At 38.8% G+C, this 19,109-nt stretch carries 13 protein-coding genes; 6 read left to right on the top strand and 7 right to left on the bottom strand.

Annotated features, from left to right (window positions below; translation table 11 throughout):
- Nucleotides 1-150: 150 nt before the first annotated feature.
- From HU137_RS07380 to dinB, 3 genes are read right to left on the bottom strand one after another with little or no spacing between them, the layout of a single operon-like run.
- Entirely contained in the window at nt 151-1,557 is a 1,407-nt protein-coding gene (locus HU137_RS07380; RefSeq protein ID WP_182043137.1) for an exonuclease domain-containing protein, read from the bottom strand.
- Entirely contained in the window at nt 1,550-4,483 is a 2,934-nt protein-coding gene (locus HU137_RS07375; RefSeq protein ID WP_182043136.1) for a DNA polymerase III subunit alpha, read from the bottom strand. The genes HU137_RS07380 and HU137_RS07375 overlap by 8 nt, the downstream gene beginning before the upstream one ends.
- A 9-nt stretch (nt 4,484-4,492) precedes the next feature.
- Entirely contained in the window at nt 4,493-5,638 is a 1,146-nt protein-coding gene (gene dinB, locus HU137_RS07370) for a DNA polymerase IV (protein ID WP_220457184.1), read from the bottom strand.
- A 70-nt stretch (nt 5,639-5,708) separates the two neighbouring features.
- On the opposite strand from dinB, the gene HU137_RS07365 reads away from it, so the two are divergent.
- From HU137_RS07365 to HU137_RS07355, 3 genes are all read left to right on the top strand, one after another.
- Nucleotides 5,709-6,512, top strand: a complete 804-nt coding sequence (locus tag HU137_RS07365) for a helix-turn-helix domain-containing protein (protein WP_182043135.1) — start codon at nt 5,709-5,711, stop codon at nt 6,510-6,512.
- 285 nt (nt 6,513-6,797) lie between these two features.
- On the top strand, nt 6,798-7,598 hold the full coding sequence (locus HU137_RS07360) for a hypothetical protein (RefSeq protein WP_182043134.1): 801 nt from the start codon (nt 6,798-6,800) through the stop codon (nt 7,596-7,598).
- A gap of 2 nt (nt 7,599-7,600) precedes the next feature.
- A complete protein-coding gene (locus HU137_RS07355; RefSeq protein WP_182043133.1) occupies nt 7,601-8,215 on the top strand; it encodes a deoxynucleoside kinase in 615 nt (204 codons plus the stop codon).
- A 103-nt stretch (nt 8,216-8,318) separates the two neighbouring features.
- On the opposite strand, the gene HU137_RS07350 is transcribed toward HU137_RS07355, so the two are convergent.
- The gene (locus tag HU137_RS07350; protein ID WP_182043132.1) at nt 8,319-8,837 is read right to left on the bottom strand and encodes a hypothetical protein; all 519 of its coding nucleotides are present in this window, start codon (nt 8,835-8,837) and stop codon (nt 8,319-8,321) included.
- Nucleotides 8,838-8,849: 12 nt separating this feature from the next.
- Nucleotides 8,850-12,488: a glycosyltransferase family 117 protein gene (locus HU137_RS07345; protein WP_182043131.1), complete on the bottom strand. Its 3,639-nt coding sequence runs from the start codon at nt 12,486-12,488 to the stop codon at nt 8,850-8,852.
- A 166-nt stretch (nt 12,489-12,654) separates the two neighbouring features.
- On the opposite strand from HU137_RS07345, the gene guaB reads away from it, so the two are divergent.
- Complete coding sequence (gene guaB / locus HU137_RS07340) at nt 12,655-14,115, top strand: IMP dehydrogenase (RefSeq protein ID WP_182043339.1); 1,461 nt, start codon at nt 12,655-12,657, stop codon at nt 14,113-14,115.
- Nucleotides 14,116-14,189: 74 nt separating this feature from the next.
- Here guaB and HU137_RS07335 read toward each other — a convergent pair whose 3' ends face one another.
- Nucleotides 14,190-15,611, bottom strand: a complete 1,422-nt coding sequence (locus HU137_RS07335) for an OmpP1/FadL family transporter (protein WP_182043130.1) — start codon at nt 15,609-15,611, stop codon at nt 14,190-14,192.
- A gap of 122 nt (nt 15,612-15,733) precedes the next feature.
- Nucleotides 15,734-16,978: a hypothetical protein gene (locus tag HU137_RS07330; RefSeq protein ID WP_182043129.1), complete on the bottom strand. Its 1,245-nt coding sequence runs from the start codon at nt 16,976-16,978 to the stop codon at nt 15,734-15,736.
- A gap of 141 nt (nt 16,979-17,119) precedes the next feature.
- Between HU137_RS07330 and proS the strand changes: the two genes are divergently transcribed.
- Together proS and HU137_RS07320 are read left to right on the top strand one after the other, a co-directional pair.
- The gene (proS, locus tag HU137_RS07325) at nt 17,120-18,598 is read left to right on the top strand and encodes a proline--tRNA ligase (protein WP_182043128.1); all 1,479 of its coding nucleotides are present in this window, start codon (nt 17,120-17,122) and stop codon (nt 18,596-18,598) included.
- 69 nt (nt 18,599-18,667) lie between these two features.
- Entirely contained in the window at nt 18,668-19,036 is a 369-nt protein-coding gene (locus tag HU137_RS07320; protein WP_182043127.1) for a hypothetical protein, read from the top strand.
- Nucleotides 19,037-19,109 lie beyond the last annotated feature (73 nt).

Genomic DNA, 19,109 nt, shown 5'->3' with positions numbered 1-19,109 from the left:
AGAAAAGTTGGGGGTTCCCCCGAAGTATCGGGGCCTCCGTGGTCACAAAAAGGATAGTTTATACTATCCTTTTTTTTGTCTTTGCCTGGCGCGCATTTGCAACCTGTCTGATCTATTTGCGTTTGCAACGCCTACTGCTCATTTATAATTTCAAAATGATTTTTGAATTGTTTCCAATTTAAATTCATCATCTATCACATAAACGCTCTGCGGATTTTTTTCAGCAAAGGAATGGATCAATTGATTCATATAATAATTGTCCGGAAATCGTTCCAAACTTTCTTTTACCGCTTCAAAATCGGAAAAGTCAATGGCTTTATCCAAATAGCCCATCGCATAAAACCTCCCATTTTCCACCCAAATACAACTTTTTTCTTCTTCATTTCTTCCTTTGCCCAAAATGGCAAAACTAGGTTGTTTGGAATCGAGTTCTTCCAGCGCTTTTTCCACTTTGAGATTGTATGCTTCAGCAGGCGGATAGGGAATTTCATTGGGTTGAAATCGATCGGTTTCCTGACCCAGATAACAAAGTCGTATATCCAAATCATGTTGTTCAATCAAATTCAATAACACATTAATTCCTTCAAAAAGTTGATGAAAAACCCGGATACTTGTCTGATTTTTACTGAGTTTCCCAACAGCCAATCGTTGATAACCCGAAATATCTTTGTATTGAAACAATCCAAATTTAGGTTCAAATCGTTTCAGCGCACGGTTATAAATCGGGTAGAGTTTTTTGATTTCGACGCATTCCAGCAAAAAAGCCATGAGTTCGGTTCCACAGATTTCATAGGAAATATGGTAAATGTCTTTCAGGAAATTTTGCCGCTGGGGATTCGGATTATGTCCTGTAAAATGGGATGAAACCCGCTTTTTGATGTTGATAGCTTTTCCGACATACACCACTTTTCCGGCTTTGTTTCGAAAATAATACACGCCAGGACAATTGGGCAAATTCTCAAAATCCGATTTTTGCAAATTGGGCGGCAATTGTTGTTCTTTTGAATTGCGTTTCAGCATTTCCGGGATGATGCCTTCTTCGTCCCATTCCATCAATTTTGAAAATAAAATCGCCGTAGCTTCTGCATCGCCTCCCGCCCTATGCCGATTTTGAATAGGAATTTCCAAACTTTGACATAAATTCCCCAAACTATAAGAATACAATCCAGGTTTGATTTTACGGCTCATGCGTACTGTACATAATTTGGGAGCAGAAAAAGGATAACCTTCCGCGCTGAGCTGTTGTTTGATAAAGGAATAATCAAAATTCACATTGTGCGCTACAAAAACCCGATTCTCAAGCATTCCAAATACCTTTTCCGCTATCATCTCAAATTTCGGCGCATGCGCCACCATTTCATTGTTGATTCCGGTCAAGGCAAAAATGGGCAATGGAATATCCCTCTCAGGATTGACAAGTGTTTCAAAACGGTCTGTGATTTTTTCGCCGTCAAACACGATGATGGCCACTTCCGTAATCTTACTTCCGGACGCATATCCGCCTGTGGTTTCGATGTCCACGATGGCATATTCTCTATTATTTTTCTTTTTACTCACTTCTTGGGTCTTTTTGTAACGGCATTTTACCGCATCTTATTATTTCCAGTGAAGGACATCCAAAATCCACAACCACTCTACCTTCCAGCAAATACAACCCCGAACCTCTGAGCGGATATTTGGCCAGAGAATGCGGGAAATGTATGGTGTCAAAAAACACACCTTGTTCATCAAAAAATGTCCCAAACTTCATGATTCCAATTCGCGTTCGCACGAGTTTATCGGTCACAAAATCGCCCACCATCCGTATGATTTTTCCTTCAAATTGATTTAGATCAGCAACCATCACATCGCCTCTGAATTTTGATTTGGCCAAATCAAACAAAGAAGCCGAAACCGGAAAACCGATCAATTCGATTTCATCGTAAATATCTTCCAATACCGAATATTCCAATGAAGGTAAGACAGGTTTTTCAGAATCTGTTTCAAAAAGTGAAAAATTATGCTGTTTTTCAACATGTTCGCTCAATAAAAAATGCGCTTCCCATAACAACTCTTTTTTACCAATTCCCAAAAACCGAAAAGCATTACATCGGATCAATATGACGATTTGTTCCAATCCAGCGCCGGTTCGCAGCACGAAATTCTCAATGCCCAAATACGCACCATTTCGCGTTCTTTCCGCTACGATTCTATGCCCCAATTGGGCTTCGAAATTCAAAATTCCATCAAACCCTAAATAGATTTCTTCTCCATAAATTACCGTTTCATACATACTTTTGTTGACACATGGCAAACAAATCTCCGCTCCCGACTTTCGCGCTTCGTTGACATAGACTTTGCGGCTGTAAAATCCGCCGTAATTGTTCAAAACCGCTACCATAAATTCTTTTGGGAAATAGGTTTTCAGAAACAAACTTTGGTAACTCTCTACTGCGAAACTGGCGCTGTGCGCTTTGTTAAAAGAATAACCCGCAAAACTCTCCATCTGTCGCCAAACCTCTTTGGACGAAGCCTCCGGATAGTTCATCGCTTTGCAATGGTCAAAAAATTTGTCTTTGATTTCGACCAAATGACCGACATGCCGGTATTTCCCGCTCATCATTCGCCGCAAAACATCGGCATCTGCCAAATCCAATCCGCCATAGTGATGCCCTATTTTCATCACATCTTCCTGATACACCATCACACCATAGGTTTCTTTTAATTGTTGTTCAAAAACCGGATGCGGATACACCACTTTGGACGGATCATGATGCCGCTCGATGTAGGCGCCCATCATCCCTGAAGAAGACACGCCGGGACGGATGATGGAGCTGGCTGCTACCAGCGTCAGATAAGTATCGCATTTGAGTTTGGTTAAAAGTTGACGCATCGCAGGGCTTTCGATATAGAAACAACCAATCGTGTTAGCCGATTTGAGTTGGGCGGCGATTTTTTTATCTTCAAAAAACCGATGCGGATTTTCTGTGCTGATTTCCTCGCCCCTGTTGTACTTGATGATTTCTTTGCAATCTTTGATATGCCCGATTCCCCGTTGACTGAGGATATCAATTTTTTCAAATCCGATGTCTTCGGCTGTGTACATATCGATCTGAGCCGTCGCCAAACCTTTGGGTGGAAAATCCAGTGCACAATATTGTGTAAGCGGCAATTCTGAAATCAAAACACCACTGGCGTGGATGGAGCGCTGGTTAGGAAAATCGGTCATTTGGTTGTAAACATTTAAAATCATCTGGGTGACTTCATTTTGATTGAGTCTATTTTCCGGTTCGCGTACGAGTCGGTCAATTTCAGCTTTGGGCAAACCATAAATTTTCCCCAATTCCCGTAAGATGCTTCGCGAACGAAACGTACTCATTGTTCCCATTAACGCTACATGATCTGTTCCATATCGATTGAAAATATACGCATAGATTTCATCCCGTTCTTTCCATGAAAAATCGACATCAAAGTCAGGAGGCGATTTGCGTTTGGGGTTTAAAAAACGTTCAAAATACAAATCCAACTCGATCGGGCAAACATCTGTAATCCCCAGACAATAAGCTACCACGCTATTTGCGCCGCTTCCTCTGCCTACATACTCAAACTTCCGGCTGCGCGCATAACGACAGATGTCATCGGTAATCAAAAAATAACTCGAAAAATTCAGGTTATCGATGACTTCCAATTCTTTTAAAATCCGCGCTTTGGCGATTTCATTCTTTTCGTCGTATCGGTTTTTAAATCCTTCAAACGCATATTGGTAAAGCAATTCTTTGTCTTCGTAACGACTTTCTGTAAAGTGCTTTTTGTTTTTTACGGTTTTAAAATCGAAATCAAATCGGCAGGCCGACAACAGTTGGTTTGTGTTTTGGATCAATTGAGGAAAAGAGCGATAGATTTCCATTAATTCAGATTTATTTAAAAAGAATTCATCCGCTCCGGCCATTTGAAAAGGCTCCAATTGGGAAATCAAAATATTATGATCAATGGCTCTGAGCTGACGGTGCAATTGATAATCTTCCTGCCCAAATGTAACAGGAGCCAGCACGACATAACGCTCAAAATTCACAGCCGGTTCCAGGCGGATTTTATTCAATTCAGAAGGTCGAATTCCGATGAATTCATTATCCCGTAATTGATTCAATTTTTGACTACCATAGGGATAGATTAGAAAAACATGGGCGAATTCAGGTGCGATTTCCGGCAACAATCGTTTCTCCCGGTTATGCAAGGTCATCCATTCGTTGAGTTCTTTGAAACCCAATTCATTCCGGGCAATGCCGATGTACAGCAATCGATCACCGTTTCTGAATTCCATTCCCGCCAGCGGATTTATTCCCGCTTCCTGCCCCAACTTGATAAAATCCAATACCCCTGAACTGTTGTTCACATCGGTCAAAACCGCTGTTTCATAGCCTCTCTTCTGCATTTCCCCGATGAGACTTTCCAAGCTGAGCGTACCATGCCGCAAACTATAATAACTGTGCAGATTCAATAACATTTCTGAGAATTACTGGATGAACAAACCGCCTCGGGTTACCGATTTAAAACCATGTCTAAGCCTAATCCTGTCCATCGCCAAAGCGAGTTGCAGGTCTTTTTCCCGGTCATTGAACAAATCGGTTTGGTAATTTCCGCTGATCAAATGGCTGAATTTCACCCCTATGAGCCGTATGAGCATACGCCGACTGTAGAGTTTGGTGAATAATTCTTTTATTTTTTCATCGATCACCCTGTCCGAATTGGTATAAGGAATGCGGATTTGTTTGGTATGCGTATCAAAATTGCTGTACCGGATTTTCAGCGTGATACAACCGGTCAACTTTTGCTCTTTCCTGAGATCAAAGGCCAATTCGTTCACCATTTTGGCCAATGTTTTCCGCAAGACTTCCATGTCGATGGTGTCGTTTTGATAGGTCGTTTCTTTGCTCATGCTTTTTTGTTGTTGAAACGAGACCACCGGACTCTCGTCCAGGCCGTTTGCCTTTTTCCAAATGCTGATGCCGTTCTCGCCTAGAACCCTGCGCAGCGTAAAGACTTCCATTTGCTGCAAAGTCAAACATTTCGAAATGCCCATGTTGCGCAGTTGGGTGTAGGTTTTATCGCCGACCATGGGAATTTTACGGATGGAAAGCGGTGCCAGAAAATGCTTTTCCGTTCCGCAGTCTACTTTGAGTTCGCCACAAGGCTTGGCTTGTCCTGTCGCAATTTTGGAAGTGGTTTTATTGGCCGACAAACCAAAGGAAATGGGCAAACCCGTTTCTGTGATGATGCGCTGACGGAGTTCACGCGTCCAGCTCCAACAACCAAAAAACCGATCCATTCCCGTCAAATCAAAATAATGTTCGTCGATGCTCGCTTTTTCAAATAAGGGCACATTTTCTTTGATGATTTCCGTCACGATGTTGGAATGATAAGAATAGGAATCGTGATCGCCTTGCACCACGATGGCTTCCGGACATAGACGCAATGCCAGTTTCATGGGCATGGCCGAGTGCACCCCAAACTTCCGCGCTTCATAACTGCAGGAAGCTACCACCGCCCTATCGCTTTTCCCACCGATCAAAACCGGCTTGCCTATCAGGCTGCTGTTCTGCAAACGCTCCACACTTACAAAAAAAGAATCTAAATCACAATGCACGATGTGCCGCTCCATATCAATATTTTTAGTATTTTTGACTAAATTATAGTCAATATGACGACTACAATTTAAACAATTAGATCATATGAAAACGCATATTTTTTTTGGAAACAATGTTAAATTTCTCCGTGTCCGACAAAAACGCACCCAAGAAAATTTAGCGGAAAGCCTTTCCATGACGCGCTCCAAACTGAATTGCATCGAAACGGGACAAACCAAATCTCCCTCTGTGGAGGATCTGTTAAAATTTTCCGCTCACTTTAAAATGAGTTTGGATACTTTGATCAAAATTGATTTATCCAAATTGGGTGAATTAAAGCTTCGCGAACTCGAAGCCGGAAACGATGTCTATATAAAAGGCGGAAATTTAAGGGTCTTGGCCATTACAGTTGACAAAGAAAACAATGAGAACGTCGAGTATGTTCCTATCAAAACCAAAGCAGGCTATCGGTCTGGTTATAATGATCCTGAATACATTGCCAAATTACCGAAATATTCTTTGCCGAACGTACCCAAACAAGGAACATATAGGATTTTCCCAACGGTAGGAGACTCTATGCTTCCTATTCCCGAAAACAGTGATGTAACAGGAAAATATGTAGAGAATTGGCATAACATCAAACCAAATACACCTTGCATCATCATTTTAAAAGACCAACAGGACTTTGTTTTCAAACTGCTGACATTCCAAAAAGATAAAACTTTGACACTAAAATCCTTAAACCCAACTTATCAGCCTTACACCGTATTGGCAACAGACGTACTGGAAATTTGGGAGTTTCATTCCTTTTCCAGCCAAAATTTTCCCGAACCTGTTTCCGATTTCTCGGTATTGTACAGGGAAATTCAGGCGCTGAAAACGACAATAGAAAAGAATCAAAAGATTTAATTTATAAGCAGTAATGATAATTCAAATAGAATTTTGTCATGATTTTTGATTGTTGCACATCAAAAATCATGACAAAATAAATCAATTCCATTTCTATAAAACCTTGAACAACTTCCAAGACTACAAACATTTAACTCCTACGGAGTTCTTTCTATTCATTCGCATAAATTCAAAGAATTACCACATTAAACCAAAATGTACTACGGGTTTTTATACCCAAAATATCTTTTGCCCCACAGACGATTTTCAACGGGATTCCCAATATTTTTTTTTACTTTAGACCAAATGAAAATAGCAATTGGCATCGGGTTGATTTTCCTCGCTGTTTCGCTCGGTTTTGGGCAGCGCTTCCAACTCGTGGACTCTATTTCCATCGAAAGCCGTGATTCCATTACCGATTTTGAAGCGGATGATTTTCACAATGTGTATTATATCCGAAATTTTACCGAACTCAATAAAATCGATTACCAAACCCGAAAACGAAAAATCTATTCCAATCAAACCGTCCTAGAAAACCTCAACACCCAAAATATTTTACAAATCACGTTAAAATCAGCTTTGTTCAATCTTTTGGTGCTGGACAATCAATTGAATCAAGTACAGGATTTGATCGAATTCCCGATCGAAACCAACTTCACTCCTACGCTTTCTGCGCTTGTGGACAATAATTTTCTCTGGGGCTACGATCCGGTTTTGCAGCGTTTGGTGCTTTGGAATTACAGAGATAAAAAGGCCATAAGGCAATCAGTGATTTTGACAGAAAAAACGGGTGACGAATTTTATTCGGATTTGATTTATCATCAAAATAAAATTTACCTGATTGGGTTCACAAAAATTCTTCGTTTTGACGAATATGCCAATTTGGAGTCGGTGATTCCCTTTCAAAAATTTGATCAAATTTATCTTCAGAATGATGTCTTTTATTACTCAGATAAAGGGAAATTATTTCAATTGGATTTAAAATCAAAAGAAACCAAAGAAATCTCTATCCATCGCTCTTTTGATTATTTTTCGGTAAATAATCGTTTTCTGTTTGCCTTAAAAGGTCGGGTTGTTTATCTTTACGAATTCCAAAAAAACCATTAAAAATGCACATCGCCATCGCTGGAAACATAGGAGCCGGAAAAACAACATTGACACAATTATTGGCCAAAAACTTTCGTTGGAAACCTCAGTTTGAGAGTGTTGATGAAAACCCATACCTCGACGATTTTTACAACGACATGGAAAAATGGGCGTTTAATCTTCAAATCTATTTTCTAGGAAGTCGTTTCAACCAAATCAAAGAAATCAGAGAAAGCGGTGAGAACATCATTCAGGATAGAACCATCCATGAAGATGCGCATATTTTTGCGAGCAATTTACATGATATGGGTCTTTTGATGACCAGAGATTATGAAAATTATCTGACGGTTTTTGATTTGATGAATTCCTTTGTGCAAGCACCCGATTTGTTGATTTATTTACGGGCTTCCATTCCAACGTTGGTCAAACAAATTCAACTCAGAGGTCGCGAATACGAGAGCTCCATCAGCATCGAATACCTCAGTCGTCTGAACGATAAGTACGAAGAATGGGTGAAAACTTACGACGAGGGAAAACTGCTCATCATCGATGTGGACAATTTGGATTTTGTAAATAATCCGGAAGATTTGAGTTTTATTTATGACAAAGTCGATGCGGAAATCAACGGGTTGTTTTAAGAGAAAATGGTAGTTGGTAGAAAGTAAAAAGTAGAAAAATTAAAGAAATAAAAATACCCACCGGAATTGGCGGGTATTTTTATGTGGTAAATAAATCTTTTACTTAAAATTTATAGGCTGCTCCGACACCAACAGTTGTGATGGCAGAATAATTTCCATAAACCGGACTTGCAACATCTACATCAGATGAAATGACTTTCACAAAAGCAAATGCTTGGAAATATTCGTTTTGCCAACCTCCTTTTGGTTGAAAGTAAAAACCTCCGTTATAGTCCTTATTTAAACTAAATGCATATCCCAAATCTACAGCACCAAAAAATTGTTCCAAAAAGTCATATTGCGCACTTGCAGCGATTGGCACCAAAGTCAATCCCTTTAATTTGGTTCCTGTCCCTGTAATTTCTTTTCCCGGAAATAATTCAACTCCGGCTATCCCTCCTACATGAAAATTCTCCATTACCGGATACAGATAAGAAACTTCAGCTCCAAAATTAACTCCAAAATAATTGGTCGCATCACCTACCGGAACACCTATGTGCGCACCTGCTTTTAAACCTTCCTGCGCATTTACTGACACCAACCCGATTACTGCTAGTGCAGCACTGAAAATCAACTTTTTCATATGTTTCTAAATTTATTTTTCGTTTGTTAAAATGTTATACAATTCGTTTGTTTCTTTTTTGGCATAGGTCGTATCGATCAATTCTGCGATTCCTAAAAATTCGCTCACAAATCGGAACTGTCCATCGATGTTGTTTTGTTCTCTAACGTCTACATTGCCGTCTTTGTTGTATGTTTGATAAGATTGAACCAATTTATCACGCACCGGTTTAAATTCTTGTTTAAAGTATTGCATCGCTTGAATTGTGTCTTTTTTACTTAACAATTCACTTACTCGCCCATAAACCATCAGCGAATAATCACTTCGAGCATCGTTCATATCACCTGAAACCGTATAACGGATGTTATCTGGCAAGGATTCATAAAAATTCATCTTTTCTATCAAACGTTGTTTTGCGGTTTTCAATAACGCCTCTGCTTTTTTAGTTTCACCAATTTTATTATATGCTTGCGCAATTCGCTCTGTGCTCAAACCATAATCGTATCGCGGTTGATCCGGAATCATTTCCATCACTTTATCCAGCACTTCTTTGGCTTTTACTTTATCGCCTCTTTCCGTAAAGTCATCTGCCAGACGAACAGCGATGTTTCTGTATGTATTGGTGTAATTTCGGTCGGTATTGGAGAATGAAGCATCATCCAAATTGAAATTGGCCCATTTGAAATCTTTGAAGTTGGTATACATCTGATCCGTATTGCTTCTTCCTAATTTTCCTCCTTCACCAAATCGGGTATAAATCGGCACCAATTTATAAGAGAAACCATTGTTTTCCAAATAATCACTCAACCAGAAAATATTTCCCGGATCTGAAACACCACCTCCGCTGAAATAAATACTTCTATCCCAATTGTACTCCGCAAACATGGAAATCATCAACAATTCGGATTTGTACAGCTGTCTTTTTCCAAGTGTAACCGTAATTTGATCTACTATTTTATCAGCATCTTTTGCGTCCACAATTCCCGATTTAATTGCATTGGCTTTGTTGACCGGAATGATGATTTTATCCACAGGAAGATAATTCACAGCTCCTACCGGATAACCGAAATAATCTGCCAATGCGGCTTTTGCCGGATTTTTATTGTCCATGATAAATTCAAAAGCTTCTTTTGCCGTCATGCTATCCTTCACCAAATATTGTTCAAGTGGTTTCACAGAATTGTACAATTGCTGAATTCCGGCAGGATCATAACCCGGATCTACCAAATACTGGGTGATTTGATCTGCAGGCAAACTCATGATTTCAGCAACGCTCAATCCAGCATCCGGTTTGATGATGCTGTGCAATTCGCCAAAGATAGATTTGATATTTCCGGCAACGACCATGATGTTATCGTTCGTGTTCAATTGGAAATCTTTGTATTGCAATTTGGATGGAAGTGCTGGTGCATCATACGTTTTGCGTAAGGATTGTTCTATGTTCCAAGGTGAACCCAAAAGCGTGTAATTTACAATTTTCACATCATCTCTGAACAATTCGGTTTCTTGCAATCCCCAAAGCGGATAAGTATCATTGTCTCCATATACAAAGAGAATGGAGTTTTCGTCTAAATTATTCAAATAATTATAGGCTAACGCATAAGCACCTTCACGTTTGGAACGATCATGATCATCCCAATTCTGGAAGCCCATCAACAATGGAATTGCCAAACAGAATGCCGAAATCACGATGGAAACGGATGGTGTCAATTCTCTTTTTTTGAATTTTTTGATCAAAATATAAATTCCTTGTACACCTAAACCAACCCAAATCGAAAAAGCATAAAATGAACTCACCAAAGCATAATCTCTTTCTCTCGGTTCAAATGGCTTCACACTGGTATAGAAAATGATTCCGACACTAGTCAATAAAAACAAAGAAAGAATCGCCCACCAATGCGTAACATTTCGATTATATTGAACAAAGAAACCAATCAATCCTAAAATCAACGGCAGCATGAAATAGACATTATGCCCTTTATTTTCTTTATAAACCGCAGGGAGTTTGGATTGATCACCCAGTCGGGCATTATCAAAAAATGGAATTCCAGTAATCCAATTCCCTTTTGTAACCTGCATATTTCCTTCCCAATCGTTTTGTTTCCCTGAAAAATTCCACATGAAATAGCGGAAAAACATATAATCCAATTGATAATCCAAAAAATAATTGATTTGTTGCCCAAATGTAGGCGGTTGAATGTCCAATAATTCTGCATTTTTCTGTAAATCAGCAATTTTCAACGTTCCATCATGTTTTTTCTGAAGTAATTCGTTGAACCTCGCTTCAGCCATTTGGCGTTTTTGAGCACGTACTTCAGGATGATCTTCCATATCATTAAAGAAGGCCGCGTTTATCGTAAATTCCGGAAATCCATACATGGCTGCATAATTTTCCATGACATCCGGTAGATTATTGTACATTTTTGGAAAGAACTTGATGTGTTTGTCATTGTACACATAATCCTTTCTATCAGAAACTTTTATATACTTTTCAGTTCGATTGTCCTTTACATAATTCTCACCGGTAATTTTCGTTTGGTAATTGCCATCAGGACTTACAGCAATTCCATCAGCAGCAAAATTGGCAGTATAAGTTTGGCCATAAATCGTTGGCCAATCGCCGTATTGTTCACGATTAAAATAATCCAACATGCCCAAAGCCGTGTCCGGATCGTTTAAGTTCATGTGCGGATTGGCATTGGCGCGAATCGGAATGACCAACCAACAGGAAAATCCGATGATCATAAAAGCAATGGATAATACCAATGTATTTCCTAACTTCCAATTGTATTTTTTTGTGTATTTGAATGCTAGAAAGAAGACCAAAGCCAAGAGTATTCCGGCTACAACTGTACCCGAATTAAAAGGCAATCCAAAATTATTGACCACATAAATTTCTGTTTTCCCAAATATGGTCATTACCCATTTGAAAAGGTATTTGAATACAAATCCTAAAAAGATTGCGGTAAATAAATTGGCCAATAAAAAACTCTTGATGGTCAATTTATAATTTTTGGCATAGTACATATAACAAACCGCCGGAATCGCCAGTATCGCCATCAAATGGACACCTGTAGCCAAACCGATGGTCAAACAAATCAATAAAAACCATTTGTTTCCTCGCTGTTCGTCAGATTCCTCTTCCCATTTACATCCTAACCAAATCAGAATCGCTGTAAACAAAGATGCCATGGCGTAAACTTCACCTTCCGCAGCAGAAAACCAAAATGAATCACTGAACATAAAAACCATCGCTCCCACCAATCCACTACCGAGCGTAATCAAAGCTTGAGATTTGGAAAGTGAAGTCTGGAAAGCATTTTCAACCAATTCGTTTTGTTTGGTTACAAAAAACATGCGACGCACAAAATGTGTAATGGTCCAAAAAAGAAACATAATCGTGAGTGCACTACAAATCGCCGACATGGAATTGATGACCAAAGCATATTTACTTCCATCCCCAAAAGCCAATCCAGCCCAAACCGATCCAATCAGTTGAAAAAGTGCCGCTCCGGGAGCATGCGTAACACCCAATTTCGCTGAAGAAACGATGTATTCACCACAATCCCAAAAGCTTAGCTTTCGCTCCATCGTCATCAAATAAACAAATGATGCAAGAATGAAAAGTGCAAAACCGATTAAATTGTTCCATTTTTTGAAAGGAATATTCATTTTCTAAAATTTATCTTGCGAAAATAAGAACTATTTTGCTCTTTAAACGGTTAATGAAATGTAAATGTGAAGAATTTACTGTTCAAAATTTGGTTAAAAAAATATTAATCATGAAAAAATAAAATTTTGGTTTCAAAAAATGTTTAAATTTGCTTGGCAAAAAGCAATGCCTTTATCTGATAAAATTATTCAGGACGCAATTACCTTTGATGATGTCCTTTTAGTTCCTTCTTATTCTGAAATTCTTCCCAATCAAGTTTCGTTGCAAACCCGATTGACAGACAAAATACAATTGAACATCCCACTTGTTTCAGCAGCTATGGATACGGTTTCTGAGTCCAAATTGGCAATAGCTTTGGCTCGAGAAGGTGGACTTTCCTTTGTTCATAAAAATATGTCCATTCAGGAACAGGCCAACGAAATCGATGCGGTAAAACGATCTGAAAATGGTATGATTACAGATCCGATTACGCTTAGTCGTCATCATAAATTGAAAGATGCTGAAGAATTGATGCGTCACTACCGAATTTCTGGTCTACCTGTAATAGAAGAAGACCGAACTTTAGTCGGAATCATCACCAACCGCGACATCCGCTATCAAACCGATATGGACCAAAGTGTTGAAGATGTGATGACCAAAGAAAATCTTATTACATCTGACATCACAACCGATTTATTTAAGGCAAAAGATATTTTATTAAAAAATCGGGTAGAAAAACTTCCAATCGTCGATGAAAATCTAAAATTAATTGGATTAATTACCATAAAAGATATCGACAACCTTTCCGAATTCCCCAATGCTTGTAAAGACAGCCAAGGTCGACTTCGTGTAGGTGCCGGAGTAGGTGTTGGAATCGAAACGATGGACAGAGTTCAAGCTTTGGTAAACAAAGGCGTAGACATCATCGCGCTTGATTCTGCTCATGGTCATTCAAAAGGAGTAATCGACAAGGTACGGGAAGTACGAAATGCTTTCCCTGAATTGGATATCGTAGGTGGAAATATCGTTACGGGAATGGCGGCAAAAGATTTGATAGATGCCGGAGCAAATGTGCTAAAAGTAGGAGTTGGACCAGGTTCTATTTGTACGACTAGAGTGGTTGCCGGAGTGGGTGTCCCACAGCTTTCTGCGATTTATGATGTATATGAATATGCGCACACAAAAAACATTTCAATTATAGCCGATGGCGGAATCAAACTCTCAGGAGACATCGTAAAAGCTATCGCTTCTGGGGCTAGTACGGTTATGATCGGAAGTTTATTTGCCGGAACAGACGAAGCGCCCGGAGAGGAAATCATTTACCAAGGAAGAAAATTCAAAGCTTATCAAGGAATGGGCTCACTTTCTGCTATGAAACGCGGAAGTAAAGACCGGTATTTCCAGTCAGATGCCAATAAATTGGTACCGGAAGGAATCGAAGGTAGAGTTCCATATAAAGGTCGTTTAGCAGATGTGGTTTACCAACTTTGTGGTGGATTACGCGCCGGAATGGGATATTGTGGAACCGCTGACATCGAAACGCTAATTAAAAACGGAAAATTTGTAAAGATTTCAAATGCCGGTTTGGCAGAAAGTCACCCACATGATGTGATGATCACAAAAGAAGCACCGAATTATTCGAATTAAAATTAGAATTCAATTCATAAAAAAAGGTGACTGAAAAAATTTCAGTCACCTTTCTTATTTTTATTTTCCAACTTCTAGAATTGCCAACCTGCTGTCAACAAGAACATTCCGGTTTGGTTTTTAACTTCTGCAATATAATTATGGTCTGCATTTAATGGAAGTGCTGCCAAATAAACTTCTCCCAAATCATAATCTACATATTCTCCATTTCCAAATACATAATCGTATTTTTGGTTCTGGAATTGATAAGCAGCGTCCAAATAGAACCCGCCAAAATCATATCCTGCACCCAAACTAAATCGATTGGTATCACCTCTAAAAGCTTTGTCGAAATTTTGGGTTACAACAGTTCCATTTCCTAAATCAGCGTCCAAAGTGATTTCCTCAAAAGGACTTTGAACATAATTGTATCCACCACGAATTCTGAAATTATTGATTCTATATTCCAACCCGGCTCTCACCTCACTACTGGATTTCATATAATCATCAAAAAATGTATTGGTTCCAGCAAAATCTGCTGAAGGCATCATTTTGGTTGAACCATTCATGTGCAAGGTATAATCTAGATTAAGCGCCAATGATTTTGCAAAAACTGCTCCTGCACTCGCTACCAATCGACCATTTGCATTACGATCATATTCACTATAATACAAATCATATCGGTAATTTTCTCCGAACAATAAATCTGCATAATAACTTTCTTGAATATTTCTGTACCAAACTGGGCTATGGTAAGCCAGTCCCAATCTGACATTATCATTCACTTTTCCAATCACACCAGCACTTAAAGAAAATCCTTGACCAGAAGCAGTATAAGGTGTGCCATTTAAATCATAACGAAAAACATTAGAAGTCCCGTCTTCTCCAACGGTTTGTTCATCAAAAACCACATAATTATCATATTGTACATCATGAAAATTAAAACCTAATCCTAGATAAATTTTATCACTATAACTTGCTCCAAAGTCCAATGACATTTTGGTTTTATACCCTACGACTTCATCATGGTATCCATTCATGGTATAAGTGGTATATTCCTCAGGATCCTCACTGGATAAATAAGTGGCTTGAATGTTTTCGTTCCGTCCCATTCTCACCCAATTGTCCAAAGATTGCTGTGAATATTTGACACCGATTGAAAACCGATTGAATCCTGTTTGATTGGTATTAAACACGAAAGTCCCACCTACGTTTTGGAATAAAACGGAGGTATCATCCGCATCAAATGAATTTCCAAATTTCGTGTCGTTTTTATAATTATTAACGCCTAAAGTAACATTCACATCAGATGCTATGGCCAAAGCCAAACCTGCAGGGTTTTGTTCAATAGATGAAATATCTCCACCTAAAGCCCCCATAGAGCCCCCCATCCCTATGTACCTTGCACTTCCGGCGTTTATTTCATTTGAATAGGCAGAAACTGAATTGATATCTTGCACAGTTTGAGCGTGAACAACACCCGCAATCAGGGTTATAATTGCTGTAATTTTTTTCATGCGTTTATTTTATATTTTTTTCAATTGGAACATGCAACCTTAGATGATAAAAATAATCAATAAGCTGATGTTTAAAGATTAATTTAACCATGTCGGTTTCATACTAATTTTCTAAATCTTGATTATCTTCTACTTCCGCTTCTGATTCCACCTCCTGAAGATCCACCGCTACTCATTCCACCTGAAGAACTTCCACTTCTGATAGATGGTGATGAAGAGCGCGTATTTGAATTGGATCTCATGTTGGAGTTAGATCTCATATTTGAATTAGAGCGCATATTGGAATTGGAGCGCATATTTGAGTTGGATCTGATATTGGAATTACTGCGGATGTTACTGTTGTTTCGATTCGGTGTATTTGGTCTTACATTTGCTGGCGCAGTTTGTCTCACCGGACGAACATTTTCTCTAGAAGTAGAAGTCATATTGCTATTTCTGGTATTTCTAACTGGTGAATTGGTAGCATCCATATGATTTCGTGAATTATCTCTTGTGGTTTCTCGAACCGGACGAACGGATGAGTTGTGTTCTGATGAAAAGTTTCCATTTCTAATAGTTGAATTCCCATTTCGAACCGGTCGATTGGAATCAGTTATTCTATGGTTATTTTGATTTCTATAAGTAGAATAATTTCTATAAGGTGTTCCATGTGATAAATAACTTCCCGGACGAACTCCAGGGTTTACCAGCGTTCCTCTGTGATAGTAGCCATTCCCATAGTAACCACCTCCCCAATAAGGATTGTAGCCATACCAACCACCACCCCAACCATAGTAAGGATTCCCCCAATAAGGATTATAGCCGTACCAGCCACCACCCCAACCATAGTAAGGATTCCCCCAATAAGGATTATAGCCGTACCAGCCACCACCCCAACCATAGTAAGGTGAGTTCCAACCCCAACCATATCTAAAACTGGCTCCCCAGCCCCAACCCCATGAGTTGTAACCCCAACCCCACCAAGGATCGTTCCATCCGTAGTTATTTACGGTAATATCAAGTCCATCGTATCTTCCCCAGTCCGTGGTTGCTCCAGACGCTACATAAACATTGCTTCCTCCGGTGTAAATATTTACATCGTCTGAAGTATTTTCAGCTACTTGTTCATCATAATAAAAGTCTTCCGCACCATTTCCATTGGCATCAAAATAAGGACTTCCAACTTGAATATCGTACGCAGCGGCTTCTGTTTGATCATAACCAGATTCTACCCGACCGTCTTTTGACGGGCTGTAATAGACACCATCGGTTTCCCCGCTTGTCGCAGCTGTAGACTGTGAAGAAGCACAAGAAACTACTCCAAACACAATGACCAAAGCAGTCAAATATTTGAAGAATTTTTGAGGATATAAGTAAACTTTGTTCATTTTTATATTTTTACCAATTAGTATTCTTTAAATTTGCGTGCTATTTTAGGATTTAACCCTAAAAATACGCATTATTAATAAAACGGCAATTACTATGCCAATAAAACATATGTTAAAGTTCATAACTGTTAAATTTTAAAGATGGCAAAACTTACACCAAGAAATGAAGATTACTCTAAGTGGTACAATGAGTTAGTAACACAAACCGGATTGGCAGAAAACTCAAAAGTAAGAGGTTGTATGGTCATCAAACCATATGGTTATGCTATTTGGGAAAAAATGCAACAACAATTGGACAAAATGTTCAAAGAAACAGGTCATCAAAATGCCTATTTCCCATTATTTGTTCCAAAAAGTTTATTTGAAGCCGAAGAAAAAAACGCAGAAGGATTTGCAAAAGAATGTGCTGTAGTGACACATTATCGCCTGAAAAATGATGTGGAAAATCCGGGAAAACTCATCGTCGACCCTGAAGCAAAATTGGAAGAAGAATTAGTAGTTCGACCTACTTCTGAAGCCATTATTTGGAGCACTTATAAAAATTGGATCCAGTCTTATCGGGATTTACCGATTTTAATTAACCAATGGGCAAACGTCGTACGATGGGAAATGCGTACCCGTTTGTTTTTGCGTACCGCCGAATTTTTATGGCAAGAAGGACATACTGCCCATGCAAACAAAGAGGAAGCTTGGGACGAAACAAAAAAAATGCTGGATGTCTATGCTGAATTTGTAGAAGAATTCATGGGGATTCCGGTGATAAAAGGCACCAAAACCCCAAATGAAAGATTTGCGGGAGCGGAAGAAACTTTATGCATCGAAGCACTCATGCAAGATGGAAAAGCGCTCCAAGCAGGAACTTCTCACTTTTTAGGACAAAATTTCGCCAAAGCTTTTGATGTGAAATTCGCTTCAAAAGAAGGTACACTTGATTATGTCTGGGCAACTTCATGGGGTGTTTCTACCCGACTCATTGGGGCACTTATCATGACGCATTCTGATGACAATGGACTTGTCTTACCTCCAAAATTGGCACCAATTCAAGTTGTAATCGTTCCGATTCATCGAAATGACGAACAGAAAAATGCGATTGCTGAAGTCGCTTTAAAATTGTCCAACGAATTGAAACAAAAGGGAATTTCGGTAAAATTTGATGATGATGACAATGTTAAACCGGGATGGAAATTCAATGAATATGAGTTAAAAGGTGTTCCGTTAAGAATCGCCATAGGACCACGTGATTTAGAAAATGGTCAAGTGGAAATGGCCAGAAGAGACACGCTGGAAAAATCCTTTGAAAAATTAGAAGGTCTAGCTGAAACCATTGAACAGAAATTAGATGAAATTCAGGAAAATATTTTCAACAAAGCAAAAGATTTCCGAGCCAATCACACCACTGAGGTTTCCAATTTTGAAGAATTCAAAGATGTTTTGGAGAATAAAACCGGATTTATTTCTGCTTATTGGGATGGAGAGTCCGAAACAGAAGAAAAAATCAAAGCAGAAACAAAAGCCACAATTCGCTGTATTCCTTTTTCAGAGGTAGATTTAGAAGGAAAAGTTGATTTTTATTCGGGAAATCCTGCAAAATTCAAAGTCTTGTATGCAAAAGCTTATTAAAGTTTAACAAAAAATTATTATTTTCGTTATTCATTTGGCTTATTATTGGATAATTAAAAACAAAAAATTATGAAAAAAATCTTACTAGTCATGATGGTTTTTGCTTTTGCAGGTTTTTCATTTGCACAAGAAAAAAGCATGTCATCTACTTCCGTCAAAGTTGAAAAGAAAAACAATTTTGATGAATGGAGTGCATATTTAAATTTAAACAGCACGCAGAAACAGCAAATTTCGGACATTCAAGAAAAGTACAAAACCGAGAAATCCACTTTGCGCAAATCTGGAACTGCTGCAGACTTCAAAAATCTTAACGACAAACAAAAGCAAGAAATAAACGCAGTATTGACGCCGGAACAAATAAAAAAATCAGAACAATTTGATGCAATTAAAGAAAAAGAAAAGCAAGAAAAAGCCGCAATTAAAACGGCGGTAAAATAATCTTGAATTTTAAACCGAGTAAATGCCTTCTTCAACCGGAGGCATTTTTATTGTAATTATATTTAGTTAGACA

It is taken from the genome of Moheibacter lacus, from assembly GCF_014042165.1.
Classification (GTDB): Bacteria; Bacteroidota; Bacteroidia; order Flavobacteriales; family Weeksellaceae; genus Moheibacter; species Moheibacter lacus.
Note: the sequence above shows the minus strand (reverse complement) of the source record. Positions and strands in the feature narration are given on the sequence as shown.

What these genes read in the sequence shown, in the direction of transcription:
- HU137_RS07375 (WP_182043136.1), bottom strand. Translation starts at nt 4,483, where the DNA reads ATGTTATTGAATCTGCACAGTTATTATAGTTTGCGGCATGGTACGCTC.
- dinB (WP_220457184.1), bottom strand. Translation starts at nt 5,638, where the DNA reads ATGGAGCGGCACATCGTGCATTGTGATTTAGATTCTTTTTTTGTAAGT.
- HU137_RS07365 (WP_182043135.1), top strand. Translation starts at nt 5,709, where the DNA reads ATGAAAACGCATATTTTTTTTGGAAACAATGTTAAATTTCTCCGTGTC.
- HU137_RS07360 (WP_182043134.1), top strand. Translation starts at nt 6,798, where the DNA reads ATGAAAATAGCAATTGGCATCGGGTTGATTTTCCTCGCTGTTTCGCTC.
- HU137_RS07355 (WP_182043133.1), top strand. Translation starts at nt 7,601, where the DNA reads ATGCACATCGCCATCGCTGGAAACATAGGAGCCGGAAAAACAACATTG.
- HU137_RS07350 (WP_182043132.1), bottom strand. Translation starts at nt 8,837, where the DNA reads ATGAAAAAGTTGATTTTCAGTGCTGCACTAGCAGTAATCGGGTTGGTG.
- HU137_RS07345 (WP_182043131.1), bottom strand. Translation starts at nt 12,488, where the DNA reads ATGAATATTCCTTTCAAAAAATGGAACAATTTAATCGGTTTTGCACTT.
- guaB (WP_182043339.1), top strand. Translation starts at nt 12,655, where the DNA reads ATGCCTTTATCTGATAAAATTATTCAGGACGCAATTACCTTTGATGAT.
- HU137_RS07335 (WP_182043130.1), bottom strand. Translation starts at nt 15,611, where the DNA reads ATGAAAAAAATTACAGCAATTATAACCCTGATTGCGGGTGTTGTTCAC.
- HU137_RS07330 (WP_182043129.1), bottom strand. Translation starts at nt 16,978, where the DNA reads ATGAACAAAGTTTACTTATATCCTCAAAAATTCTTCAAATATTTGACT.
- proS (WP_182043128.1), top strand. Translation starts at nt 17,120, where the DNA reads ATGGCAAAACTTACACCAAGAAATGAAGATTACTCTAAGTGGTACAAT.
- HU137_RS07320 (WP_182043127.1), top strand. Translation starts at nt 18,668, where the DNA reads ATGAAAAAAATCTTACTAGTCATGATGGTTTTTGCTTTTGCAGGTTTT.